Origin of the sequence: Fodinicola feengrottensis (genome assembly GCF_039530045.1) — a bacterium.
GTDB lineage: Bacteria > Actinomycetota > Actinomycetes > Mycobacteriales > HKI-0501 > Fodinicola > Fodinicola feengrottensis.
The window spans coordinates 135,382-158,689 of sequence record NZ_BAAANY010000014.1 but is presented as its reverse complement, the minus strand read 5'-3'; the positions used below and the strand labels follow the sequence as shown (position 1 = coordinate 158,689).

Genomic DNA, 23,308 nt, shown 5'->3' with positions numbered 1-23,308 from the left:
CGGGTCTACCGTGGAGTCGATGGCAGCCCAGGCGTCCACTCGGCCGGCGTGGCTGCGACTGCCCACCTGGCAGTCGCGGTCGGACGCCCGCTGGGAAATCGGCCTCGCCACCGGCCTGCTGCTGGTGGGTGTGCTGGTGATGGTCGTCGGCCTGCTGCCGTGGGATGGCCGGTTGACGTCGCCATGGCAGTGGATCGCGGTGGGCCTGCAAGTGCCTGCGAGCCTGGTTTTGCTGTGGCGGCGCCGATATCCGGTCACCGTCAGCTCGATCCTCCTGCTGGTCGTGTTGCTCGCGGTCATCGCGAACCCGTCCGGCGCGACGTTCTCGGTGCCCCTGCAAATTGATGCCTGGCTGCCCCTGGCCGCCAGCATGACCGCCAACACGGTCATCCATTTCGGCGAGCGCTCGCGCCGCGGCCGGTACGTGTGGGGGCTGCTCGCGGTGATCACGCTGGTCGCCGCCCGGCCGTGGGACCTGTCCCTTTCGGTGCTCTACGGCGGGGTCTCTCTCGCCGCGGTGCCGGCACTTTTGGGCGCATACCTGGCGGCCCGGGCCCGACTGCTCCGGGAAGCCACCGACCGCGCGGAAAGGGCCGAACGGGATCGCGCTTTGGCCGCCGGACAGGCCCGCGCGCAGGAGCGGATGCGGCTCGCCGCCGACCTGCACGACGTGGTCACCCACCGGATCAGCCTGATGGTGCTGCAGGCCGGCGCGGTCCGGATGTCCACAGTGGACCCCACCATTCGGTCCGCCGCGGAGGACCTGCGTACGGTCGGCTGCGAAGCGCTGGAAGAACTCCGCGACATGATCGGCGTGCTCCGCATCGACCACGAGGAAGCGACATGACTGACCCGATCCGGGTGATCGTCGTCGACGACGAGCCCATGGTGTGCGCCCATCTGCGGACAATCCTCGGCTCGGCCGACGACATCGAGGTGGTCGACGTGGCCCACGACGGCGCCGCCGCCGTCGAAGCGGTCGTACGCCACCGCCCGCGCGTTGTCCTTATGGACCTGCGGATGCCGGGCGTAGACGGCTTAACCGCGATCGAGCGAATCCGCCAGCTGCCAGACCCGCCGGCCGTCGTCGCCCTCACCACCTTCGACGCCGACCAGTACGTCATCCGGGCCCTGCGCGCCGGCGCGGCCGGATTCCTGGTCAAGTCCACACCACCAGAGGACCTGATCGGCCTGGTCCGGGTCGCCGCCGACGGCCACACCGTGCTGTCCCCAGCGGCCGCCCGTCGCCTCGTCGCCGCCTCCGCCGACGAGCAGGAGGTGCGCGACCGGGCCCGCAAACTCGTCCGCGGCCTCACCGAACGCGAGGTCGACGTGCTCACCTGCCTCGGCGAAGGCCTCTCCAACGCCCAAATCGCCGGCCGGCTTTTCCTGTCCGAGGCGACCGTCAAGGGGTACGTGTCGCGGATGTTGGTCAAGCTGGACTGCAACAACCGGACCCAGGCCGGCCTGCTCGCGTACGACGCCGGGCTCGTCACCCGCTGAACTCATCCCGAGGGTGACACCCGTTCTATACCCCCGCAACGTCACGGTTAAAAACCGCGGACGAGTCCGCCGTCCACCCGCAGGCGCTGGCCGGTGACGTACGCCGCCGACTGCGAGCACAGAAAAGCGGCCGCCGCCGCGAACTCCTCCACTTTGCCGTAACGGCCGGCCGGGATCGACCGCTGCGACCGGAACTGCACCTCCTCGACGGCGATGTCCTGCGCCTGCGCGGCGAGCTGGTCCATTCCGTCTACTCGCGCGGTCGAAATGCGGCCCGGGAGCAGCAGGTTGACGGTCACTCCGGTGGTCGCGAGCTGGTCCGCCAGCATTTTGAGGTAGGCGGCGAGCGCGCTGCGGAACATCCCGGAGGTCGCCAACACCTCGATGGGTTGGTCGATCGACGTCGAACTGACCGCGATCACCCGCCCCCACCCACGCTCCCGCATGCCCGGCAAGCACTCCCTGACCAGCCGCAAATGTCCATAAAGCAGCAGCTCAGCGGCGTCTCTCGCCATCTCCTCGGTGACGTCCAACGCGGTCGCCGGCGGCGGCCCGCCACCGTTCAGCACCAGAATGTCGACCGGTCCGAGCCGCTCGACCGTCTCCGCGACCGCCACCGACGTACTCCCCGGATCGCGTACGTCCAACGACACCCCGATCGCGCCCGGCAACCGCTCCGCGTTCTCCCGTACGAGCTCCACCCGCCGCGCCCCAAGCGCCACCTTCACCCCCTCGTGCGCCAACGCGGTCGCGATCCCCAACCCCAACCCGCTCGACGCGCCACCCACCAGCGCCACCCGCCCGGTCAGCCCGAGATCCATCGCCACTGCCTTTCGCCGCCGTTGACCACCTCGCGGAACCCTAACCCCGCTCGTCGCCGTTTTCGTCTGGGTCGCTGTCTCCGGCTCGTCCCCGTTTTCGGCTCGTCGTTATCGGCTCGTCGCCGTTTTCGGCTCGTCGCCGTTTTCGTCGTACCCAGCCCCGAGGGTGGGACCATCCGGGGGAGCCAAATCTGCACACGCTCGTACGCAGATACCCCGTGTTAGGTTTCCTGAATGGCGCTGAAGGACCTGGCATACGGCCTCTACCGTCGCCGGCTCACCCGCCAGCTGACGAAAGGGCCACTCCCGCGGCATGTCGGGCTGATCATGGACGGCAACCGGCGGTGGGCCCGGCAGATGGGGTTCGACAATCCGAGCGTCGGTCATCGGTACGGCGCCGAGCACGTCGAGGACCTGCTGGGCTGGTGCGCCGAAGCCGGCATCGATCATGTCACCGTTTTCGTCGCTTCGCTGGACAATCTGAGCTCCCGGGCCGCGCCCGAGGTCCAGTTTCTCTTGGATATTATCGAAAATGTGGTTGCCGACCACCTCGCCCGGCCGGCCAGCCGCTGGCGGGTGCAGGTGGCCGGCCGGCTGGACGCACTCCCGGATTCCACCGCGCACGCGCTCAAAGTCGCCGTCGACGCGACCCGCGATCGCAAGGTCGATGGGCACGTCACCGTCGCCGTCGGCTATGACGGCCACCAGGAAATCACCGACGCCGTCCGTTCTTTGTTGACGGAGAACGGCGAAGCCGGCCGTACGTTGAAACAAGTCGCCGAAACACTCACTCCCGACGACATCGCCAAACACCTTTACGCCAGCGATCTGCCCGATCCGGAGCTGGTGATTCGGACCAGCGGCGAGGTCCGCGCCTCCGGTTTTCTGTTGTGGCAGACGGCACATTCGGACTACCACTTCTGCGACGCATACTGGCCGGCATTTCGGCACATCGACTTCCTCCGCGCCCTGCGGACGTACGCGCAGCGCAAGAATGCCACCTGAGCCGATCACCGCCCTGACGCCCCGGCCAGTCCGCCGGCGGATGCTCACCCAGTGGTGGCGGGACCTCACTTTCCTGCACTGGCCGGTAGAACCGGCCCTGGTGGCGCCGCTCCTGCCGGCCGGCACCCGCCCGGATTTATTGGATGGCGTCACGTACGTGGGACTTGTCCCCTTCCAGATGGACAAAGTCGGCCTGCTGGCGACCCCGGGTCTACCGTATTTCGGCACCTTCTGGGAAACAAACGTCCGGCTCTATTCAGTCGACGCCGACGACCGACGCGCAGTAGTCTTCCGCTCGCTGGACGCGGCCCGGTTGGCGCCTGTCGTCGCGGGCCGTCTAGGGCTGTCGTTGCCATACATCTGGTCGTCGATGCAGATGCGACGCACCGGCGACGTTTTCACTTACACCTGCAGACGGCGGCAGGGACATCGAGCCGTCACCAGCGCAGTGGTGGCCTGGAAAGGCGAACGCATCACCGAACCCACCACACTGGAGCACTTTCTCACCGCACGCTGGGGTTTACACGTCTTCTCGTACGGTCGCACGCGCTATATCCCCAACGAACACCCGACCTGGCCGCTGCACCGCGCGGAACTACTTTCCCTCGACGACCATCTGATCGGCGCCGCCGGCCTACCGCAACCCACCACGCCACCGGTCAGCGTCCTCTATTCCCCCGGCGTCCCGGTCCGGTTCGGTCCACCCCTACCCGCCTGATGTGACTCACACCGCAGCGGTGCCGATCAGACCGTTGCGGGTAACCAGGTCGACCAACTCATCCGCAGAAAGGCCGTCCGTGCCGGCCGGTCGCCGTGGCAGCACCAAATACCGCGTTTCCGCGCTGGAATCCCACACCGTGACGTCGACACCCCCGTCCAAGGTCACGCCGAACTCGGCCAGCACTGCTCGCGGATCGCGCACCACTCGGGACCGGTACGCCTCGCTTTTGTACCAGCCCGGCGAAGGGCCGAGCAGCGAGATCGGATAGCAGGAGCAGAGCGTACACACCACGACGTTGTGGATTTCCGCGGTGTTCTCCACAACCCGCAGCCGTTGCTCCTGAATCCCGCCGCCCATGGAGAACCCGAGCTCTTCGATCGCCACGTTCGCATTTTCCAGCAGACGCTCACGAAATCCGTCGTCCAGCCACGCGTGCGCGACGATCCGCCGGCCGTTGGCCGGGGTGGCGCGGCGCAAGTACGCGTCGAGAGCCTCGTCGAGAGCATGGCCGCCCAGCACCCCGCGCTCCTCCAACAAAGTCTCCAAATCTCTGACCTGCCGGGAAATCAGCGCGTCGGAATGTTCGCCGCTCACCCGTCCACCTCCAGGTAGCTCTCCCACAAGTCGACCACGACCCAGTGATCGCCCGCCCCCCACAAATCACGGGCCGCGAAACGCACCGCGTAAACCGCCTCCACCGGCGGGTCCGGCAGGTTCTGCGAGCGTACGTCCGGAAGCGGGTGACGGCCCCCGCTCTCCACCACCACACCCGACTTTCCGCGCGCGTAGCGAGGAATCCGAGTGTGGTGCGCAGGATCGACGGCAATTGTCCTTACCCGTACGCCTGACCCGAACCGCTCAGCCATCGAGCTCACCCTCAGCCAGCACGCCCTTGCGTACCAACAAAGTGCGGATCGCGTAGAACCACCGCTCGTAGTACGAAGAACGCAGATAGAGCTCCGGCGGCATGCGCTCGATCGCGTCGCGGAACTCGTCCAGGTTGTAGACACCCTGCCGTACCAACGTGCTGTTCAGACCGAAAACCCGGGCCTCCCAGTCAGCATGGAACGGCTCGGCGTCATCGGTGGTGTCGATGGGACCGAATCCCTGCAGTCCCCCGACATCGTTGATCCTGGCCATGCCGGCAGCCTACTCCGGAACGGCGGTGGCGGCGGTCCGCTGCGCCAACGCGCGCTCGATCAGCCCGGCGCCCACGACAACGACAACATTCACCCCCAGACCCACCATGCCGACATTCCACGTCCCGAACAGGTGGATCTTGCCGAAGGTGAGCCAGATGACCACGACTTCGGCGACAATCAAGCCCGCCAGGATCGGCACCTTGCCGACCAGGCGTTTGCGCAGCATGCCCAGCAAGTTCGCGGGAGCGAGCTGCACTGTTCCGCTATATGTGAGAAGCAGCAGGTTGGCGAGTGCGTCCGGGCGTACGATCGCGAGCACCAGCGCCAACGCGCAAGCCACCACGACAGTGCCGTGATTCACCCAGAACTGGCCACGGTCGCTTCGCGTACGCACGATGTTTCGGGCCACCAGTGAGGAAATCCCGATCATGATGCCGGCCGCCGGCACCATCGCCGTCGCGATCGCGGCGACCACGATCAGACCAACCGCCCACGGCGGCAGCACCTGCTGAGTCAAGGTCAGCAGAACACCGTTTGCCGAAGTGTTCTTGGACAACACCAGGATCGCTGCGAAACCGACGATCATCGGAAACGCTATACACACCCCGTACAAGGGCATCCAGGTATAGTTTTTCCGCAACACCTGCGGATCGCGAGCGGACAGCAGCGGCGCCCACTGGTGCGGCAGCGTCATCAACGCTACCCCAATCGCGCTGACCACCATGCTGCTGAAGAACCAGACCTGGTCATTTGGCCCCGCATGCAGCGTCAACGCCGCTGGGTGCAGCTGCTGGATGCGCTGGAACATGGCCGGGATGCCGCCACTGAAATGCACCGGGATCGCGACAATCAGCACCACCAACACGACCAGCATGATCGCGTCCTTGAAATACGACGTGACCGCCACGCCACGCAGGCCCGCCCACAACACGAAAGCCACCACCAGCACGAATCCCACCACCATGCTGATCGTCGACGAGGCCGCGTTGCCAGTGACCAGTTTGACGATCAGCCCGAGACCGGTGATTTGCAGTTGCAAGTACGGCAAAACGAAAACCACGCCAAGCACGGCGGACAGCGTGCCGAGCGTCCGACTGCCGAACCGGTCCTCCAGGTAGTCGCCTTGAGTCAGATAGCCACGCTCCCGACCAAGAGACCAGAGTCGCTTGGCGATAAAGAAAAGCACGGCGTAGGCGATCGGCACATACGGCAACGCATAGACCGCCGCCACCCCGCCGCTAAACGCAAGCCCAGCCATCCCAAGAAAAGTAAAAGTCGTGAAGATCTCGCCCGCCTGCAGGAACCACATGGTAACCGCACCGACCTGGCGGCCACCGACAGTCCATTCGGTCAGGTTGGCGGCCGGCCGGCGGCGACCGAGAAAGCCCAACACACCGATGAAAACGATCCCGACGAACGCAATGACCAGAACGGTACTCATTTTTCCGCCTCCGCACGGGACATCAGGCGCCCAGTGAGTAGCATCGCGGGAGTCAGCAAGGCAACCCAGACGGCTCCCCAGACCAAAAGCCGTGGCAGTCCCAGCCACAGACCGGTGGAATTCAGGAAAGGCAGCACAGGCATCAGGACCAGCGCCAACGCTGGTACGGCCGGGATCAGATAGTACGGACGCATGGCGCCTCCCGAAGGGAAAAGGACTACGGCGTCAGCCGCCGCAGCGCGAGCTCTGCCAGCAACGCGGCTCCATCGGACAGCACGCTGTCGTCGAAGGTCGCGAGCGGTGAGTGATTTCCGGGCGCGGTCTGGGGATCCGCCGACCGGGTCGCGCCCAGGAAGACGTACGCACCCGGAACCCGGTCCAGGACACGGGAAAAGTCCTCCGAGCCAGCGATCGGATCCGCCAACTGCTGGAAACGTTCCTCGCCGAAGACTTCTTTCGTGGTGGCCGCGACGAAATCGAACTCCTGCGCGTTGTTGACCGTCAGCGGATATTCCGGCTGGCAACGCGCCTGGACCTCGAGCCCGTACGCGGCGCCGATCCGCTCACACAACCGGACCGACTCGATCTGGATCTTTTCCCTTGCCTGCGGCGAGAACGATCGCACGGTCGCCTCGAAAACGGCCTCGTCCGGGATAACGTTGCGCCGGGTGCCGGCGTGGAACATGCCCACCGTCACCACGACCGGGTCGAATATACTGAAGCCCCTGGTCACCATTGTCTGCAAGGCATTGACCATCTCGCAGGCCGCCGGGACCGGGTCGAGCGCGCGGTGCGGGCTGGAGCCATGCCCGCCGGCGCCGATTACCCGTACGAGCAGTCCGTCCGACGCGGCCATCAAGGTCCCAGGACGGGCGACAAAAAGCCCCCTTGGGTATTCCCCGGCCATCACGTGCAGCCCGTACGCTCGCTCCACTGGCCGACCGGCAGCCTCCAACACCCCTTCCTCGATCATGTGTCCAGCGCCGTCGTGGCCCTCTTCTCCGGGCTGGAACATGAAAACGACATCGCCAGCCAGTTCCTGCCGGTGGGCCGACAACAACCGCGCCGCGCCCACCAACCCGGCCGTGTGCAGATCGTGTCCACAGGCGTGCATGGAACCTTCGTGCCGAGAGGTGAAATCCACGCCAGACCGCTCGGTCACCGGCAGCGCGTCCATGTCGCCGCGCAGCAACACCACCGGGCCGGGCGCGCCGCCGCGCAGCACCCCGACCACCGACGTCAGGCTCTTGCCGCTGGTCACCTCCATCGGCAACCCGTCCAGTGCGGCGAGGACTTTCTCCTGAGTACGCGGCAAGTGCAGCCCGATCTCCGGAATCTGGTGCAGCTCACGACGTAAAGCGATCAGCTCGTCACTCAACTCCGCGGCATCCGTACGAAGGCTCATCGACCCCACTCCTTCACCAGCGATGCTGCGTAGTGTCCGGCACGGCCACCGGCAGAAGCCAGCGCGATGACCTTTAACGGACACGATGAAGCAGTCGATTCCGCCTGATGGTGGCTCGCTCAGACGATGGGCGACAGCGCGTCGTACCAAACGTCGCCCATCTTGAGATAGCCGGCATCGGTCGGATGGATCCCATCGGCGGAAATATCGTCGACGCTGATTCGGGCGTTCATGTCAACGAAACGTACGTCCTCGCCGGCCTGGTGTGCCGCCTGCACAACCCCAGGCACGGCCGCGTTGTACGCGTTGATGCGGGCATTCAGCGTCGCATCCCGCGACGGCACGATCGACGCCACCAGGATCGTCACGCCCGGATCACCGGTCGCGATCTGGTCAATCAGCGAGCGCAGTCGGCCCGGCGCGTTTACCACGTCGTAATTCTGGTTCATGTCATTCGTACCGATGTGCAGCAACACATAGCGCGGATGCACCGCGAGCCAATTGTACGTCCGCATGTCCGCCGAGATCTGGTCGATCCGATAGCCGGGATGGCCCTCATTGCTGGGATCGGGCACATTCCCCCACGTCACGGACCCGACGAAGTCCGGCCGAAAGCCAGGCTGGGCCATGAACCTGTTCCATAGCCCGGTGCGGTAGGACGTGCCGTCGTTCGCGTCGCCGTTGCCGTACGTGATCGAGTCACCCAGCGGCATCACCGGCGCCACCCGGTCCGGCCGCCACTGTTGATTAGCGCCGCCGTTGTTCGGCCAGACAATGACATTCGCCGCGTTGGTGGTCGACGCACCCGTGACGTCCAACAATTTCCCGGTCGCGACCGAGACTATCCGGAAAGCACCGGCGAAATCCTGGTCCAGAAACCACCGCTGGCTCGGCAACCCCTGATCCGCGGACTGGACGACCTGCGCACCGTCCTGTGTGGACGCTCCGGAGACGGTCAGGACCAAACCGCTGTGCAGAACGGTGATCGCGTACGAGCCATCTGCCTGCTGCGTGAGCCGCCATTCCTCGTTCGTCGTCCCATGATATGGCCATTGGATCGCGTTCGCGCCGTCCTGTGTGGACCCGTTGTAGACGTCCAGCGACTGCCCGCTGTGCTGCACGGTCAACACGTAGTTTCCGTTCGGCTGCGCCGAAACGCCCGCGGGTTTGGGCACCCCATGCGACCAGTCCAGCCGAGTCACGTACAGGCCACGACCACCGCTGGTGAGAGCGTGAAAGAACAGGTAGTCGCCGTCAGCGGCGGAAACCACGACCTGACCGCCCGGATTTCGCACCACCCCTGGCCAAGTCGCCGAGTCCAGCACTGTGCCCTGCTTTGTGTACATGCCGGTCAAAGTCGACGACACTGCGTATTTCACGTGGTACGTGGAATCCCACCCGTCCGCCGAATAGAACAGCACGTATTGCGTACCGTGCCGTATTATCGTCGGCGCGTCCAGCACGTTGTGCTCGTCGCCACCGGCATCGGCGGTCAGCAGCTGGAAACGGTTGCCGAGCCAGTTGATCCCGTTCGCCGCGACTTCATTGATCCACACCGAAGCCGGCTGCCCGGCACTGTTCGCGTTGTCCTTGTAAACCAGATAGCGGTGGCCGTCCAGCACCAGGCTGGACGGATCGATGTCGCCGTGGTCGGGCGCGTTGCACACCAGCGGATCGACGCCGACCGGAGTGAACGGGCCGGTCGGCGTACTCGCCGTCGCGGCCCCGATACATTGCAGGCCGCTGCTGTGATGGGCCGTGTAATACATCAGAAAAACGCCGTCGTCACGACGCGAAACGTCCGGCGCCCAGACATCTCGGTTGCCACTGGCCGGATCATTGGTGACCCAGCCAGGCAACGTCGGCAACGCGTCGACACCATTGGCGGTCCAAGGCCCGGTCGGCGAAGTGGCGGTGGCAACCGGCACGTTCACTGTCTGGCCGGAATAGCTGCTGTTCGTCGAGTACGCGTAGAAGTTTCCGCCGTCGGCAAGCACACCCGGATCCGGGAAATCTCGGCTGATCACCGGCGCAGGAGCCGCCGCTTGAGCCGCCGCTGGTACCGCATCAACGAATCCCGCCGGCACTGTTGGCGCCAGCAGCGCGAAAATGACGGCCACTCTCCACGCTCGTAACATCGACTGCCCTTTCCGTCCTCCGGAAGAAAACTGCCGCGACCGTACGCCACCGGGCACCAACCTTCAAGAGCCTTTCCCGGTCGAGCCCCAGATGGCGCGGCCACTTCAGCCATCGCATCCGTGCCCTGACCCCTCGCCGCGAGCTCTCGTCACCCCCCTCAGACGCATCTGTAAGGGCCTCCAGACGATCAAGCCAGCTCTTGGTCGCTCCCCATACGCACATGAGAGTGATCGCGGCGTGAGCCGGGCCCACGTTGAGCGACCGCGAATAGTCCGCTTTCGGACCTACAGAGCGAATTTGACGGTACACTCAGTGCGCAGTCGACTCTCCTAAGCGACAGGCCGAGTTCAAGACACCCCGGAGGAAGGGGTCTTCATGACACTAGTTCGGGGCCCAGACGACCGCTCAGAAGGTTGGCAGAACATGCCCGACGGTCGCCACGGGTATTGGGATGGGCGGTCGTGGTGGACGGTGGAAACCATCCCGCAGTACATCGAAGGTCGATCCTCGATGGAGCCAGGCATGATCGCAGTGCATGTCGTACTCACGGTGCTGACCTTCTACCTGTGCGGCGGCTGGGGTTGGGTCTTCCTTTTCCATGCACTCACGGCACGAAGGCGCCCTGGCCACTGGCGACAAATCCCCACCGGCCGCCTAATCCCGTCACAAACTGACCAGGCATAGCAGCCACGGCGCGGACTAATGGGAAGAGTTCCCGCGCTCTTCAAAACCAAACAACCCCAGCGCGGCCGATTGTTGCGGTGAGCAGGCGAAAATGAACATCAAGAGAACAGACAATCCGGATACTTGTCTTGATCTGACAGGATCCGAGGCCATTGCTTTGGCACGGTTGCTCGCCGAGGTTGCAGACGGCTACGGGGCTGCAATAGATGTTCAGGAAGCCGCCAGGACCGGTTGGGAACTTCTCGTTCGCCGAGCAACGGCCAAGATGGGAGCCGGCGTAGATCGAACGAACTATGCCGACCTATTGGAACGACTGAGTTCACGGGCAACCGAGCGCACGGATGCAGAAGACGCTCTTGACAATCTCCAGGTGGATGCCGCGAAAAAATCTCCCGACAGCCCATACGTACCGAGCTTGCCACGGAAGAGCGAAGTCCAATCGATGAACATAGGCTACGGCGGACAGCTTGCTTGGAGTTTTGCGTTTGGTCGCCCCAGGATCGTTGTCGATGACACGTTGATCGTGAATCATATTCGGAAGAACACAAGGCGTCTCGTGCTCTGGCTCTCCATCCATCGCGACGGAGGCACAATGGATGATATTCGCGAAGACCTACTACCCCACCTACCCAAAGCGCAGGCCCTGGTACACATAAGATCTGCGATCGGGATGGGACGAGACCTCTTCAGGACGGCGACTGGACACAAGGATCGCAAATTCATCACTTTCACGAAAGCAACGTCAGACTATCGCCTCGACAGTGAAGACTTCAGTGTCGATCTATGGACATTTCAAGATTTCCTCATACGGGCGGAAAAAAGCGACGACATCAACAGACGGCGAGACTATCTCGAAGCTGCTGTAGGTCTATATCGCGGCGAGCTCGCGAGCGGCAATGATGCTGCATGGATTCTCCCCGCTCGGGAGTGGTGCCGTCGACAAACTAGAGATGCCTACACACAACTCGCGGATATCTGGGAGCCGTCTAACACCGCCTATGCAACCGAGAATCTCAAGCAGGCGCGTGACCTCGATCCAACCGACGAAGAGATCACCCGACGTCTCATGCGGCTTCATGCTCAAAGAGAGCGGCCAGATCTTGTCGGAGCAGCAATGACGAAGCTCAAGGAGAGCTTGGACGACCTCGAGGTCACGCCTTCATCCACAACCATCGAGGCCCACCGAATTGCACTAGGCGGAGGTAATAGCGACTGATCTCGGAGTACCACCACAACTCTTACCTAGCCCGAGTTTCCGGCCTTCGATGGTGACGAGCCTTGCAGTGCGCGTAGGGCTGCGGCGGGCTGCACGGCGGCTTGAGGGTTGGTACTGGTAGCCGTAGGTGGCGCGGATGGATCATCGGTAAGCGGTTGTCGCTGCTTCCAAGTGATAACAGCCCAAAGGTGATGACGGGCTTACTCGCACACGGACTCCCTCGTGGATGTGCGCAACGTAGAAACGACAGCCCGTTGCGCTCCGAACCTCCCGATGCTCGGCGACTTGACATTCATGATGTCTACCAGCACTGCCAAGCTCGTTGATGGCTTCGCTGCTGTCCGGGCGCAATATCCTGGAGAGCCTCCAGTGCTGACGGGTCGCGGCAGGCAATGGCTCGCAAACGCAGCCAGCGTACGGAACCAACCACGAGTTCTCACTGACCAGCTGGGAAATGTAAGGCGCTGACTGGGTCGACCTGTGCTACGAACACGTCGCCAAGGCACTCGGCAGCAGCTGGCCATCACCTGAAGGTGACCGACTTGTAGCCACTGTTGAAAACCCCGCGCGCCTGCCGGTGCGCCGATCCTGCATAGCGATCACTCGCTGTCCTTCCCATTGTTCCGGTGCAGGATCAGTCAAGGGTCGATGATACTAATTGGCGCCTTCGAGCGCTGCACGGGCCGCCTCCGCCACTGATTCGTCCTCGCTCTCAGCACCGATCACCTTGAGCAACTCCACACTGTCCGGATGGACGTTGGTAGCCAGCGCACGTACAAAATCGATCTGATTACTCGACGGAAATTGCATTAGGCCCTCGACGAGCCCGTTGTTTTCGTGCATCGCCATCAGATTCTCCCCGAGCGAGAGCGTCGTCTCCTGCTCGGTCGCGGCATTCGCGTCCAAGGCGTCGTGGTTTACGAGCCATTCAGTGGCGAGTGCTCCGACAATGCCGCCAGAAGTACGCAATCGGCGCACCTGTTCGACACCTGCCGGTCCGGTGTCGCTTAGACCGGCCAGCGCCATCAGACGGTCTCCGGGAGTCGTGGCGTCAGCGCAAAACTCGGCCAACTCGGCGGCCGCCTTCTCTGGCGTACGCGCTCCGAGCCAGGCGCCCAAAACCGCATCGCCGACTTCGAGACTCGGCCCGCTGTTCAGCACAGCAGAGAGTTCTTCCACCGATGCGCCAGCGAAATCCTCGGCAAGCGGCGCGTCAACTCCATCTTCCACCAGCAATTCTCGTACCCCCCACCGACCTAGTGGAGTCAGTCGTACGAGGGTCAGCTCCGGGTCGGCTTTGCCCGACAGTTCAACGATTTTCTCGCGTTCCGCTGGATCGTCGGTCACCGTGAGGTCGAGCGCGCCAAGGACCTGCAGAGCTGCGAGTACGCGATCCAGATCTCGCTCCCACGTCGAACCGGAGAGGCTGGCCGCTACGAAACCCGCGAAGGGATTCGCGTCAGCGACGATATCTCGTACCAGATCAACCAGCAGCACCGCAGGCAACGGCGTGTCCCCGGCGCTGTAGAGAGCCAGCCAAAGAGCCTGCGTCACATCCGTGAGCTTTAACCCGACGAGCGGCGGCTCGTCAGAGTGACTCACCGGCGGGCAAACAGCCGCTCCCAACTCACCAAAGGCGTGGAAGGCCCGCCGCCATAACTCCAGGGGCCGATCAGGCAGGCCCGCCGCGCTCTTCACCGGTACGAGCCGGCCCTTGAGCACTCGAACCACCCGGATCGCGACAGCCCACGCGACCACCAACGAAACCTCTGGCAGGTCCGCGCTGCTGAGCGCCTGCTCGACGTACGGCTGATCGACTGCCAACAGCTCGGCCAGTTCGCGCGCGTCCTCGATTCGCAGCTTCTTGGCCTGCGTCAACGTACGACCCAGGCCTACCCAGGTCACCAGGACTCGCAGCCGAGAGACCACCATCGACTGCTGAGCAAGCGCCGCGAGCTCAGCATCTGACGGCAAAACCACCGGAGGAAGCCGTGGCGTCTCTTGCTCAGCACCGAAATCGCCGAACGGGCCGTCAAGCCCGTCGAAGCGCATGATCAGGTCCAATGTTTCCTGGTCGTATTCGATCTCACCGGCATTGACTGCGGTCATGAACGCCTCGACCTGCTCGCCGTCTTCGGGATCGACACCAGCTTCGAGCATCCGAGCGGTCCAGAACTTGTCCAACCCGTAGTTGCGTTCGTCGGACATCCGGGCGTGGAACTCGTCGGTGGCCCGATCGATCTCGGCGTGCAGCGCGGCCGCGTCACCCGGCCGATGGGATCGGAGATCGACAAGGAAGTCAACCCAGCGGTGCAAGGTCAAAAGCACTGCCGGCCACTCGGGCTCAGGGATGGTGATGTTCCGCGGGAACCAGTCGAGCAACAGCTCTCGAACATCCTGCGTAGTCCACTCGTCGAGATTGCCTGCCGCGTCCGTACGCCACTCCAACGCCACCTCGACGACGAAACTACCCATCTCTACCTGAGATTTACCTGCCCACGCTTCGAAATCGTCCAGCAACTCATCGGATCGACTAGGCAGGTCTCGGGAGTCAGTCGCCACCCACGCATTGTTCCGCACACTGAACTCGTCATTCCAACGGGTGTACGTGCCGCCGCCGCCCGGGCGGATCGGGAAAGGAGAATGTCGAGCTATGTGGCCACCCGACGAGGAACCGAACGTCGCCGACGTGCCCGATGCGCAAAGCCTATGGCGGCTGCTGGTGATCGTCACCACCCTGCGTGAGTTGGCGCCGTCCGTCGCGATTGACACCTTCCGCCGCCTACATGGCGCCGGACAGCCGGGACCCGTCGACTCGGCGCTGTTGCTGTGTACGGATTGGCGCTGGCGGCGCACCAGCTCCCGGGTACTGGCCGGCATTTTGGCGACAGAAATCCTCAACGACGAACAGCAAGACCAGCTGGCCGAAGAACTGCTGTGGCCGGAAAAGGCGACGTACGAGTATCCGCTCGGCTGGCTCGGCAGCACCTTCATCGAGATCGATCTCTCCCCGACCGCCCGTGCGCCGAAGCAACGGACCGTGCATGAGGATCCGACGACGCCAATGACCGCCGAACGGCGGGTGTGGCCGCCGTTACGGGCTTGGGCCGCGGAACGGGTCGTCTCCCGAAGCCTGGCCACCCCCTGCCGACGTATTGGCCCGTACCCAAGGACTACCGGCCCGAGATGCCACGGCCGCGATAGCCGGCGCGGTACGCGTCGTGGACGAACTGGATTCGGACCAGGCACGCATGGTGGTCGACGCCGCATTGCGGTGCGGCCACAGGGCGCCACGCAAAGCAGCGCTGGAACAGCTGACCAAGTGGGGCGAGCACGATCGCGCGCAAACCTTGGCTGCCAACGATGCCGACGCCACTATCCGAGCTTGGGGCCGGAAAGCCCATGCCACCCAGGAAAGCTTGTTCGACTGACCGGTTCGTTGTCAGCGCCTGCGAACCTGGACAGTCCGTACGGGTGAGAAAGCAGCGGCCCCCGACAAGGGCTCAGCTGCCGGTGTTTGATGGTGTGGACGTAAGGGACTCCCATCCCGGCCATGGCACAGGTGATGACCGCTTCCAGCTCCTCGCGGGTTGCGCCGTCGAGGGCTTGTACGGAGAGAACCTGCTAGTAGCGGGCGACCGCGTTAACCTCGGTCGCCTCGGCGCGTTCCAGGAGATCGCGGACATGATCGCGATGGACGCCGAACCGGAGGACATGGACGCCAACCCCGCGCGGCGTTCTCGGCGCGGAAACTGACCTCGACTCAGGTCACGGCTCGGCAGACCCGATCGAAAAAACCGCTCCCGTTCCCCATAAGGCGTTCTATGGGAACGGGAGCGGTATCTTTGCAGGTCATACGTTGTGGAGGTGCCGGGAATCGAACCCGGGTCCTCCGGCGGCTTGCGAGGGCTTCTACGTGCGTAGTTCGCGTCGTCCCTACTTGGCCTCACCAGTCATGCGAACAAGCTGGTGCGACAGGCCCAGCCACTGTTTGATGTCCCAGCCGATCCCGTGGCCGGACCGGCTGGTGATTCTCCTAGTCGATGCCAGGGTCCGGGTCGGAGACATCCCCGGTCTGACACAGACGCTCTAGCTGCTTAGGCAGCGAGAGCGAACTGGCGCTGACTAGAGTCGGCGCTTATTGGTTTCCGACATTATTCGTTAACGAGATGATCGTCGGCTTCCTCGGCACGCTTCCCCTGGCTCGACGTCCGGAGTCGAGACCGTTCACCCCCTGGTAGTGGATCATTAACACAACTCACAGAGCTTAACGCGCCAGGCAACCGGATTACTCCACCGGGAGCCCGAACAGCCGCGCCGCGTTGTCGTGGAGAACCGCCCGCATCCAGTCATCGCCCAGGTCAAGCCCGTGTACGGCGGAGATCTGGTGCGCGTACGAGTGTGGGATGGACGGGAAGTCGGAGCCGAAGAGGATCTTGTCCCCGATGTCTGCATAGCGGGCGGCCACGTCCGAGGGCAGCGGCATCAGTGCGTTGGTGAAGTCGGTGGCGACCATCGTCGTGTCGAGGTAGACGCGCTCGTACGCCATAGCCAACGTCAGGAAAGCGGCGTATTCCGGCATCCCGGCGTGAGCGATGATCGCCGTAAGCGACGGATGGGCGGCTAGCACGTCCCCGAAAGGCCCAGGCCCGGTGTGCGCCCCAGCCAACGGGCCGGAGCCGCAGTGCACGACAACCGGCACGCCGGACGACGCCAGCAGCCCCCACACCGGCATCAGCAGCTCGTCCCGCGGGTCGAAGGCGCCCACCTGTACGTGCACCTTGAAGATACGTACGCCGTCATCCAGCGCCGCGGTCACGTACGACAGCGCCGAAGGCTCGGGGTAGAAGGTCGCGGACTTCAGCACCGACGGCACTCGATCGGCGAAAGTGGCCGCCTCGGCGTTCAGCCACCCGGCCATGCCCGGTTTGTGCGGATACGGCAGCGACGGAAACGCGAGAACTCCAAACGACTCCAATAACGAGACACGCGCGGATTCAGGCAACCGATAGACCACAGGCCAGTCAGTCCCGTAGTTCGCGGACCCGTGGTCGAAGTAGTCCCACACCTTCTCCTGCATCCGTACGGGCAGGAAGTGGACGTGCGTGTCGATCAGGCCAGGCAGGCCGAGCCCGCGCCAGTACGCCGGGATGTCGGCGTCTGACGCGGGCGGCGTCACTCCATGCCCTTCGTCCGCCGCCCGAGAGCCCTTAGGACCTCGCGGTCCGCGTCGCGGCGAGCGAGGTCCTGACGCTTGTCGTACTCCCGCTTGCCGCGGGCCAGCGCCAGCTCGACCTTGACCTTGCCGTCGGAGAAGTACATCTGCAGCGGCACCATCGTGAGGCCGCCCTCGTGCGTCTTGCCGATGAGCTTCTCGATCTCGGACTTATGGAGCAGCAGCTTGCGTTTGCGTCGCGGGGCGTGGTTGGTCCAGGTGCCCTGCATGTATTCCGGGATGTGCACCCCGTGCAGCCAGATCTCGCCGCCCTCGACCAGCGCGAACCCGTCCACCAGCGACGCGCGGCCCAGCCGCAGCGACTTGACCTCGGTGCCGGTCAGCATGACGCCGGCTTCCCAGGTGTCCAGAATCGTGTAGTCGTGCCGCGCCTTGCGGTTGGACGCGATCGCCTTGCGCCCAGTCTCGCGGGACACAACACACCTCCATGATCAGAATCAGCAATATTACCGCGGCTCCACGATGGCCGTTCCGCTCGCCAGGAGCAACTCGTTTCCGCCTTTTGGTGCAGGACACAGCAGATTCATCGAGGCAGGCTTGAGCGATCGCTCAAGTCGGAGGATTTCGATGATCAGCCTGAAAGTCATCACCGCCACCACACTGCCGGCGACACCAGGTGATGTGTGGCCACTGCTGGTGGATTCGCGGATGGACCGGCGGCCGCGATCGCCGGTCTTCTATCTCGGCGTGCCACGGCCAGTGGAGTGCGCGCTGCCCTCCGGGGTGGGCGGCGTTGGCGCTGCGCGGGAGTGCCGGGCGGCCGAGGGTGTGATCCGGCAACGCATCACCCGGTGGCAGCCGGCGAGCGTGCTGGAGTTTCGCATGCAGGAGACGGATCTGCCGTTCCGCCGCTTCGTGGCCGGGATCGCCGAGCGGTTCGAGCTGATGGAACTGGCGTACGGTCGTACGGCCCGGACGCGTACCACAACGGTCACCATAAGCGGCCCATTTCCTGCCTTGAAGGCCATCGCTCTCGGCGTAGGACTGAAGTCCGTACACCGGTTTGTCTTCAGCTGCTGGCGACGGCAGAGCGGGCGGCAACCAGCCAGTTGCTGAATTCGACGGCGACGTGCCGCTGGTGGATGGCGATGAAGTCGTCCGGTGCGGCGGCCGGGAAATAGCAGGCGAGTTTGGCGCGGCAGCCGGTGGGTACGTCCCGGAACTGGTGCAGCACCGCGCCGGCCGGCTGGGCGCTGCCCTGCACCCGACCGGCGGCGATCACCCGCTGGGGATAGTCGGGATCCAGCTCACCGGGCGCCTGGTCGTCGGGAAGCGGCTCCATGACCAGGTGTACGGGATACCAGCCCATCGTCTCGATCAGATCGCTGTCGCCGAAAAAGAAATGCTCCGGATGGGCGGCCAGCATCGCTGCGCCGCCGGTGTTTGCCTGAAACCAGGCCGCGAATCGCGCGGCCGACAGCCCGTCAATCTCGATATCGACGGCGAACGACCGCAGCTGGCCATTCGACGCGGCGATCCACTCGTCGAACAGCTTCTTCGAACGGGCCATAAGTGGCGCGAGCAGGGCCTTCATTTCCTGCTCCGTGATCAGTTCCTTGAGCAGGGCCAGCGCGCGGCGAGCGAACTGCAGCTCCCACTGGGCGAGTGTCACGTCGTCGATCGGCTCGCCGCCGGCCCAGACATGCAGCCCCGCGACGCCTCTGGTTTCCAGGTCCATAATGCCAATCTCGCCGACAGCGGCCGCACCGGCAGCTAGCTGTGGCTATCTCTGCCCGATCGCTCGGCGACGGAGGTCGTCCGTACGCCCACATCGTGCCCCGAACGACCCGCCCGCAACGAAAAATTTCTCGCGCGCGTCCTCAAACCCACCCCCCACCCGATCACTGGGTGGGGGCAAGAAAACAGCACCGGTACGACAATTTCACGCCGTAGCAGATACTTCGCCGCACGCATGCCCATCCCAACCACCCCGAACCCAGCCCCGCCCACGCGGCGACCGAAGGCCGCCCAGGTTCGTGGCGGTGGGGTGCCCGGTTTTTGGGCGCCCCGGCGACGCGAACCGGACGCGCCGCCGCAGGCACTGCGGCCAGAGGCACTGCGGTGGGGTGCCCGCCCTTTGGGCACCCCAGCGACACGAACCGGACGCGCCGCCGCAGGCACTGCGGCCACAAACCCAGCCACACCTATCCCGGCCACCCCCGCGCGGCGGCCGGAGGCCGCCCAGGTTCGTGGCGGTGGGGTGCCCGCTCTTTGGGCGCCCCGGCGACGCGAACCGGACGCGCCGCCGCAGGCACTGCGGCCAACAACCCAGCACTGCGGCCAACAAACTCAAACGTTGAGATAGCGCAGCGGATTCACTGGGTCGCCGTCCAGGCGTACCTCGAAATGCAGGTGGTTGCCGGTCGACGCGCCAGTGGTGCCGACGCGGCCGATCAGCTGGCCACGCTGCACGTACTGCCCGTCGCTCACCAGGATCGCGGACTGGTGCCCGTAGCAGGTGGACACGCCCCGCCCGTCGCGCAGTTTCCCGTGGTAGATGCACGTGTAGTTGCCATAGCCGCCGTTCCAGCCGGCGCGTACGACCGTGCCAGCGGCGGCGGCATAGATCGGGGTGCCGTGCGGGGCCGCGAGGTCCGTGCCGGCGTGCAGCTGCCAGACGTGGTAGTACGGGTCGTAGCGGTAGCCGAAGTCGCTGGATTTCCACCCGTCGACCGGTTTGAGCAGGTAGCCGGGCGACAGCAGCGACCCGTTGGCCGGGCCGCCGCGCGGTGAGGAGGCGACACCGCGCAGCTGGGCGGCGATCCGGTTCGACTCGTCCTGCAGCTTGCCGACCTGCGCCACCACGCCGCTGCGCTGGGCGTTGACAGCGTTCACCGCGCTCGTCTGCTGGGTGACCAGCCCCTGTACCTGGGCCTGCGCCGCGGTGGCCGCTGCGGCGGCTTTCTGCGCGCCCACGAGGGCGGTGCTGGCCTGGCTGGCGGCTGCCTCGGCGGCCTGCTTCTTCAGCACGTACGCGTTGCGTTGCTCGGTCGCCGCCTGCCGGGCCGCGGTCGCCGCGTTCAGCGCCTGCCGCTGCTTGCCGGAGGCGAGGTTCAGATACGCCATGTTGGTGGCCAGCTGCGAAGGTGATTCGGCATTGAGGACGGCACCGAGGTTGACCATGCCAATGCCTTTGTACGCGTCAGCCGCGAAGGAACCGACCGTGTCGCGAGCGTGCTTCACGACAGTGTCCGCGGCGCTCACTTGCTGCGCCGCCGTCGCCAGCTCGGTCCGCGCCTGAGTCGCCGCCCGCTGTGCGCTGGCCGACACTACCTGCGCGGCCGCGACCTGGCCCTGCGTACGCGCCACGGTCTCCCGCGCGCCCGGCAGCAGCGCATTCGTCCTGGCCAGGGCAGTGGCGGCCTGTTGCGCCTTGGCGTTGACGCCCTCCAGAATGGCCTCGGCCTGGGCGAGCTGCTTGTCGACCGACTGCTGGTTGCTGGAGCCGCCGGGCTTGTCGTCGCCGAGCGCCGGCTGGGTCCCCACCACCGCCACGACGGCCAGCAACGCCGCCGCCACCGTCACCTGAACGCGCCGCCGCATGGTCACCCCTCGACAGTCCCGGCACCACCGGACCGGCAGGCCTAGATCTCAAGTCGAGGGTGAGGCTACGGGTGAAATGCCCGAATCACAAATGTCACTGCCGTATCAGCGTGTCACATTTACCCCGCCAGAAAAGACATTTCGCCCATAGTGGACCAAAATTTTCACGCGCGCGCGTCCTCAAACCCACCCCCCCACCCGATCACTGGGTGGGGGCAAGAAAACAGCACCGGTACGGCAATTTCACGCCGTAGCAGATACTTTGACACCTGTCCCAGCCACAGCTATCCCAACCACACCTATCCCACCCCGCCCGCGCGGCGGCCGGAGGCCGCCCCAGGTTCGTGGCGGTGGGGTGCCCGCTCTTTGGGCGCCCCGGCGACGCGGACCGGATGCGCCGCCGCAGGCACTGCGGCCAGAGGCACTGCGGTGGGGTGCCCGCTCTTTGGGCGCCCCAGCGACGCGAACCGGACGCGCCGCCGCAGGCACTGCGGCCAGAGGCACTGCGGCGGGGCGCCCGCCCTTTGGGCGCCCCAGCGACACAAACCGGACGCGCCGCCGCAAGAACTGCGGCCACAAACCCAACCACACCTATCCCAGCCCCGCCCGCGCGGCGGCCGAAGGCCGCCCAGGTTCGTGGCGGTGGGGTGCCCGCCCTTTGGGCACCCCAGCGACGCGAACCGGATGCGCCGCCGCAGGAACTGCGGCCAACAACCCAGCACTGCGGCCAACAACTCAGTACTTGATCTGGAACCTCAGGGTGAACCAGCCGGCGACGGCGGCCAGGAGGACGCCGACCAGGATCATGATGCCCAGCACGTTGACCATCGACAGAATGTCCCAGGTCGGGATCACGCCGACGAAGGTTCCGGAGTCCAGCAGCCTGTCGACCAGCAGGAACTTCGCACCCAGCAGCGTCAGCCAGCCGATCACCGCGCCGGCCAGACCTGCCAGCGCGGCTTCCAACACGAACGGCAGCTGGATATACCAGTTGGACGCGCCGACCAACCGCATGACGGACACCTCGCGCCGACGGGAGTACGCGGCGACCTGGATCGTGTTGCCGATCAGTAACAGCGCCGCGATGCCCTGCACGAACGCGACCAGCAGTGCCGCGTTTCTGAACGTGTCCAGCACGTCGAACAGCTTCTGCACCAGCTTTCTCTGGTCGACGACCTGGTCGACGCCGACGAACTTGACGTATTTGGCGGCCGCGGCCTGGTATTGGGTCGGGTCCTTGAGCTTGACCCGGTACGACTCGGGCAGCGTGTCCGGCCCCACGTTCGCGACCAGTTCCGGGGAGTCCTTGAACTGTTCACGGAAACGGGCGTACGCGTCCGCCTTCGTCTCGTGCGTCACCGTGCTGACCAGCGGGTCGCCGCGCAGCGCGGAGTCCAGCGCCGAGCGCTGGTCGGCGGTGATGCTGTCCTTGACGAAGATCGACACTTCCAGCTTGGTGTAGAAGTAGTCCTGCATCTCGCCGACCTGCGCGTAGATGAGACCACCGGCGCCGAGCAGGGCAAGCGAAATAGCTGTGGTGAGGACCATCGCGATGGTCATGGTGACGTTCCGGAACAAGCCGACGCCGACCTCGGACAGTACGAATTTCGCGCGCATTTCTTCCTCGGGATGTGGGCCGCCGCACGGCGCTGGGCAACGGGATAGGAGATGAGACCCGTACTTTTAGCCGTAGACGCCGCGGGCCTGGTCCCGGACGATCCGGCCGCGGTCGAGCTCCACCACCCGGCGGCGCATCTGGTTCACGATGTTCGAGTCGTGAGTGGCCATCACCACGGTGGTGCCGGTCCGGTTGATCCGGTCCAGCAGCCGCATGATCTCAATGCTGGTGTCCGGGTCCAGGTTGCCGGTCGGCTCGTCCGCCAGCAGCACCAGCGGCCGGTTCACGAACGCCCGGGCGATCGCCACCCGCTGCTGCTCACCACCGGAGAGCTGGTGCGGGAGCCGGCCTTCCTTGCCTTCCAGACCGACCAGCTGCAGGACCTCTGGCACGACCCGGCGGACCACGTTCGCGGGTTTGCCGATCACCTCGAGGGCGAAGCCGACGTTCTCCGCGGCGGTCTTGGTGGGCAGCAGCCGGAAGTCCTGGAAGACGCAGCCGACGCTGCGACGCATCCTGGGCACCTTCCAACCACGGACCTGCGACAGGTCCCGCCCGGCCAGCGTCACCTTGCCACGGGTCGGGTTCTCCTCCTTCAGCAGCAACTTCATGAAGGTGGACTTGCCCGAGCCGGTGGGTCCGATGAAGAACACGAACTCACCCTTGCTGACCCGCACGTTCACGTCATCGAGCGCGGGGCGGCCGGACTTCGAGTAGTTCTTGGTCACGTGCTCCATGGAGATCGCACTGGAGCCGCCGGACTGGTTCATCACCGGCATAGGACTTTGCTGGCTCATCACGGCCGCCGAGTCTACCGTCGTCACTTGTACGCCC

Annotated in this window: 23 protein-coding genes and 1 other RNA gene; 8 read left to right on the top strand and 16 right to left on the bottom strand. The window is 65.0% G+C overall.

All coding sequences use genetic code 11. From position 1 onward, the window contains the following. Positions 1-19 precede the first annotated feature (19 nt). Complete coding sequence (locus ABD301_RS20190; protein WP_344311791.1) at positions 20-847, top strand: sensor histidine kinase; 828 nt, start codon at positions 20-22, stop codon at positions 845-847. Then, positions 844-1,503, top strand: a complete 660-nt coding sequence (locus ABD301_RS20185; protein WP_344311790.1) for a response regulator — start codon at positions 844-846, stop codon at positions 1,501-1,503. The genes ABD301_RS20190 and ABD301_RS20185 overlap by 4 nt, the downstream gene beginning before the upstream one ends. Positions 1,504-1,550: 47 nt before the next feature. Here ABD301_RS20185 and ABD301_RS20180 read toward each other — a convergent pair whose 3' ends face one another. Beyond that, entirely contained in the window at positions 1,551-2,324 is a 774-nt protein-coding gene (locus tag ABD301_RS20180) for an SDR family oxidoreductase (protein WP_344311789.1), read from the bottom strand. 234 nt (positions 2,325-2,558) lie between these two features. Between ABD301_RS20180 and uppS the strand changes: the two genes are divergently transcribed. Further along, the gene (gene uppS, locus ABD301_RS20175) at positions 2,559-3,329 is read left to right on the top strand and encodes a polyprenyl diphosphate synthase (protein ID WP_163573841.1); all 771 of its coding nucleotides are present in this window, start codon (positions 2,559-2,561) and stop codon (positions 3,327-3,329) included. Continuing rightward, on the top strand, positions 3,319-4,047 hold the full coding sequence (locus ABD301_RS20170; RefSeq protein WP_344311788.1) for a YqjF family protein: 729 nt from the start codon (positions 3,319-3,321) through the stop codon (positions 4,045-4,047). Before uppS ends, ABD301_RS20170 begins: the two co-directional genes overlap by 11 nt. 6 nt (positions 4,048-4,053) lie before the next feature. Here ABD301_RS20170 and ABD301_RS20165 read toward each other — a convergent pair whose 3' ends face one another. The 7 genes from ABD301_RS20165 to ABD301_RS20135 form a co-directional block, all read right to left on the bottom strand. Then, positions 4,054-4,644: a nitrile hydratase subunit alpha gene (locus tag ABD301_RS20165; RefSeq protein ID WP_344311787.1), complete on the bottom strand. Its 591-nt coding sequence runs from the start codon at positions 4,642-4,644 to the stop codon at positions 4,054-4,056. After that, positions 4,641-4,916, bottom strand: coding sequence for an SH3-like domain-containing protein (locus tag ABD301_RS20160; RefSeq protein ID WP_163570464.1), 276 nt, complete (start codon positions 4,914-4,916; stop codon positions 4,641-4,643). The genes ABD301_RS20165 and ABD301_RS20160 overlap by 4 nt, the downstream gene beginning before the upstream one ends. Continuing rightward, the gene (locus ABD301_RS20155) at positions 4,909-5,190 is read right to left on the bottom strand and encodes an SH3-like domain-containing protein (protein WP_163570462.1); all 282 of its coding nucleotides are present in this window, start codon (positions 5,188-5,190) and stop codon (positions 4,909-4,911) included. Before ABD301_RS20155 ends, ABD301_RS20160 begins: the two co-directional genes overlap by 8 nt. Positions 5,191-5,199: 9 nt before the next feature. Then, positions 5,200-6,633, bottom strand: a complete 1,434-nt coding sequence (locus tag ABD301_RS20150) for a sodium:solute symporter family protein (RefSeq protein ID WP_344311786.1) — start codon at positions 6,631-6,633, stop codon at positions 5,200-5,202. Beyond that, the gene (locus tag ABD301_RS20145) at positions 6,630-6,827 is read right to left on the bottom strand and encodes a hypothetical protein (protein ID WP_163570460.1); all 198 of its coding nucleotides are present in this window, start codon (positions 6,825-6,827) and stop codon (positions 6,630-6,632) included. Before ABD301_RS20145 ends, ABD301_RS20150 begins: the two co-directional genes overlap by 4 nt. A gap of 23 nt (positions 6,828-6,850) precedes the next feature. Next, positions 6,851-8,038, bottom strand: a complete 1,188-nt coding sequence (locus ABD301_RS20140; RefSeq protein WP_344311784.1) for a M20 metallopeptidase family protein — start codon at positions 8,036-8,038, stop codon at positions 6,851-6,853. A gap of 119 nt (positions 8,039-8,157) precedes the next feature. Beyond that, positions 8,158-10,158: a family 43 glycosylhydrolase gene (locus ABD301_RS20135; protein ID WP_344311783.1), complete on the bottom strand. Its 2,001-nt coding sequence runs from the start codon at positions 10,156-10,158 to the stop codon at positions 8,158-8,160. Positions 10,159-10,952: 794 nt separating this feature from the next. Between ABD301_RS20135 and ABD301_RS20130 the strand changes: the two genes are divergently transcribed. Then, positions 10,953-12,077, top strand: coding sequence for an AfsR/SARP family transcriptional regulator (locus ABD301_RS20130; protein WP_163570454.1), 1,125 nt, complete (start codon positions 10,953-10,955; stop codon positions 12,075-12,077). Between the two features lie 654 nt (positions 12,078-12,731). On the opposite strand, the gene ABD301_RS20125 is transcribed toward ABD301_RS20130, so the two are convergent. Beyond that, positions 12,732-14,639 (bottom strand): hypothetical protein, encoded by a 1,908-nt coding sequence (locus ABD301_RS20125; RefSeq protein ID WP_344311782.1) that lies wholly within the window; start codon positions 14,637-14,639, stop codon positions 12,732-12,734. A gap of 659 nt (positions 14,640-15,298) precedes the next feature. On the opposite strand from ABD301_RS20125, the gene ABD301_RS20120 reads away from it, so the two are divergent. Together ABD301_RS20120 and ABD301_RS20115 are read left to right on the top strand one after the other, a co-directional pair. Beyond that, positions 15,299-15,508 carry a hypothetical protein gene (locus ABD301_RS20120; protein WP_344311780.1) on the top strand — a complete coding sequence of 70 codons (210 nt, stop codon included), beginning with the start codon at positions 15,299-15,301 and terminating at the stop codon, positions 15,506-15,508. 43 nt (positions 15,509-15,551) lie between these two features. Beyond that, on the top strand, positions 15,552-15,833 hold the full coding sequence (locus tag ABD301_RS20115) for a hypothetical protein (RefSeq protein ID WP_344311779.1): 282 nt from the start codon (positions 15,552-15,554) through the stop codon (positions 15,831-15,833). Positions 15,834-15,936: 103 nt separating this feature from the next. Here the strand turns inward: ABD301_RS20115 and ssrA are convergent. From ssrA to smpB, 3 genes are all read right to left on the bottom strand, one after another. Next, positions 15,937-16,312: a transfer-messenger RNA gene (gene ssrA, locus ABD301_RS20110) on the bottom strand. Between the two features lie 53 nt (positions 16,313-16,365). Next, positions 16,366-17,256: an amidohydrolase family protein gene (locus ABD301_RS20105; RefSeq protein WP_344311777.1), complete on the bottom strand. Its 891-nt coding sequence runs from the start codon at positions 17,254-17,256 to the stop codon at positions 16,366-16,368. Further along, positions 17,253-17,729: an SsrA-binding protein SmpB gene (gene smpB / locus ABD301_RS20100; protein WP_163570429.1), complete on the bottom strand. Its 477-nt coding sequence runs from the start codon at positions 17,727-17,729 to the stop codon at positions 17,253-17,255. The genes ABD301_RS20105 and smpB overlap by 4 nt, the downstream gene beginning before the upstream one ends. 151 nt (positions 17,730-17,880) lie before the next feature. Between smpB and ABD301_RS20095 the strand changes: the two genes are divergently transcribed. Next, positions 17,881-18,369, top strand: a complete 489-nt coding sequence (locus ABD301_RS20095; protein WP_344311776.1) for an SRPBCC family protein — start codon at positions 17,881-17,883, stop codon at positions 18,367-18,369. Here ABD301_RS20095 and ABD301_RS20090 read toward each other — a convergent pair. The 4 genes from ABD301_RS20090 to ftsE form a co-directional block, all read right to left on the bottom strand. Then, on the bottom strand, positions 18,323-18,991 hold the full coding sequence (locus ABD301_RS20090; RefSeq protein WP_344311774.1) for a hypothetical protein: 669 nt from the start codon (positions 18,989-18,991) through the stop codon (positions 18,323-18,325). The genes ABD301_RS20095 and ABD301_RS20090 overlap by 47 nt on opposite strands. Positions 18,992-19,602: 611 nt before the next feature. Beyond that, positions 19,603-20,856, bottom strand: a complete 1,254-nt coding sequence (locus ABD301_RS20085; RefSeq protein ID WP_344311773.1) for a peptidoglycan DD-metalloendopeptidase family protein — start codon at positions 20,854-20,856, stop codon at positions 19,603-19,605. A 735-nt stretch (positions 20,857-21,591) separates the two neighbouring features. Then, a complete protein-coding gene (gene ftsX, locus ABD301_RS20080; RefSeq protein ID WP_344311772.1) occupies positions 21,592-22,473 on the bottom strand; it encodes a permease-like cell division protein FtsX in 882 nt (293 codons plus the stop codon). Between the two features lie 66 nt (positions 22,474-22,539). Beyond that, on the bottom strand, positions 22,540-23,244 hold the full coding sequence (gene ftsE, locus ABD301_RS20075) for a cell division ATP-binding protein FtsE (RefSeq protein ID WP_279581624.1): 705 nt from the start codon (positions 23,242-23,244) through the stop codon (positions 22,540-22,542). Between the last annotated feature and the right edge of the window lie 64 nt (positions 23,245-23,308).

Excerpts from the sequence above, each read along its gene's own strand:
- ABD301_RS20190 (WP_344311791.1), top strand. The coding sequence starts at position 20 with ATGGCAGCCCAGGCGTCCACTCGGCCGGCGTGGCTGCGACTGCCCACC.
- ABD301_RS20185 (WP_344311790.1), top strand. The coding sequence starts at position 844 with ATGACTGACCCGATCCGGGTGATCGTCGTCGACGACGAGCCCATGGTG.
- ABD301_RS20180 (WP_344311789.1), bottom strand. The coding sequence starts at position 2,324 with ATGGATCTCGGGCTGACCGGGCGGGTGGCGCTGGTGGGTGGCGCGTCG.
- uppS (WP_163573841.1), top strand. The coding sequence starts at position 2,559 with ATGGCGCTGAAGGACCTGGCATACGGCCTCTACCGTCGCCGGCTCACC.
- ABD301_RS20170 (WP_344311788.1), top strand. The coding sequence starts at position 3,319 with ATGCCACCTGAGCCGATCACCGCCCTGACGCCCCGGCCAGTCCGCCGG.
- ABD301_RS20160 (WP_163570464.1), bottom strand. The coding sequence starts at position 4,916 with ATGGCTGAGCGGTTCGGGTCAGGCGTACGGGTAAGGACAATTGCCGTC.
- ABD301_RS20155 (WP_163570462.1), bottom strand. The coding sequence starts at position 5,190 with ATGGCCAGGATCAACGATGTCGGGGGACTGCAGGGATTCGGTCCCATC.
- ABD301_RS20150 (WP_344311786.1), bottom strand. The coding sequence starts at position 6,633 with ATGAGTACCGTTCTGGTCATTGCGTTCGTCGGGATCGTTTTCATCGGT.
- ABD301_RS20145 (WP_163570460.1), bottom strand. The coding sequence starts at position 6,827 with ATGCGTCCGTACTATCTGATCCCGGCCGTACCAGCGTTGGCGCTGGTC.
- ABD301_RS20140 (WP_344311784.1), bottom strand. The coding sequence starts at position 8,038 with ATGAGCCTTCGTACGGATGCCGCGGAGTTGAGTGACGAGCTGATCGCT.
- ABD301_RS20130 (WP_163570454.1), top strand. The coding sequence starts at position 10,953 with ATGAACATCAAGAGAACAGACAATCCGGATACTTGTCTTGATCTGACA.
- ABD301_RS20095 (WP_344311776.1), top strand. The coding sequence starts at position 17,881 with ATGATCAGCCTGAAAGTCATCACCGCCACCACACTGCCGGCGACACCA.
- ABD301_RS20090 (WP_344311774.1), bottom strand. The coding sequence starts at position 18,991 with ATGGACCTGGAAACCAGAGGCGTCGCGGGGCTGCATGTCTGGGCCGGC.
- ABD301_RS20085 (WP_344311773.1), bottom strand. The coding sequence starts at position 20,856 with ATGCGGCGGCGCGTTCAGGTGACGGTGGCGGCGGCGTTGCTGGCCGTC.
- ftsX (WP_344311772.1), bottom strand. The coding sequence starts at position 22,473 with ATGCGCGCGAAATTCGTACTGTCCGAGGTCGGCGTCGGCTTGTTCCGG.
- ftsE (WP_279581624.1), bottom strand. The coding sequence starts at position 23,244 with ATGAACCAGTCCGGCGGCTCCAGTGCGATCTCCATGGAGCACGTGACC.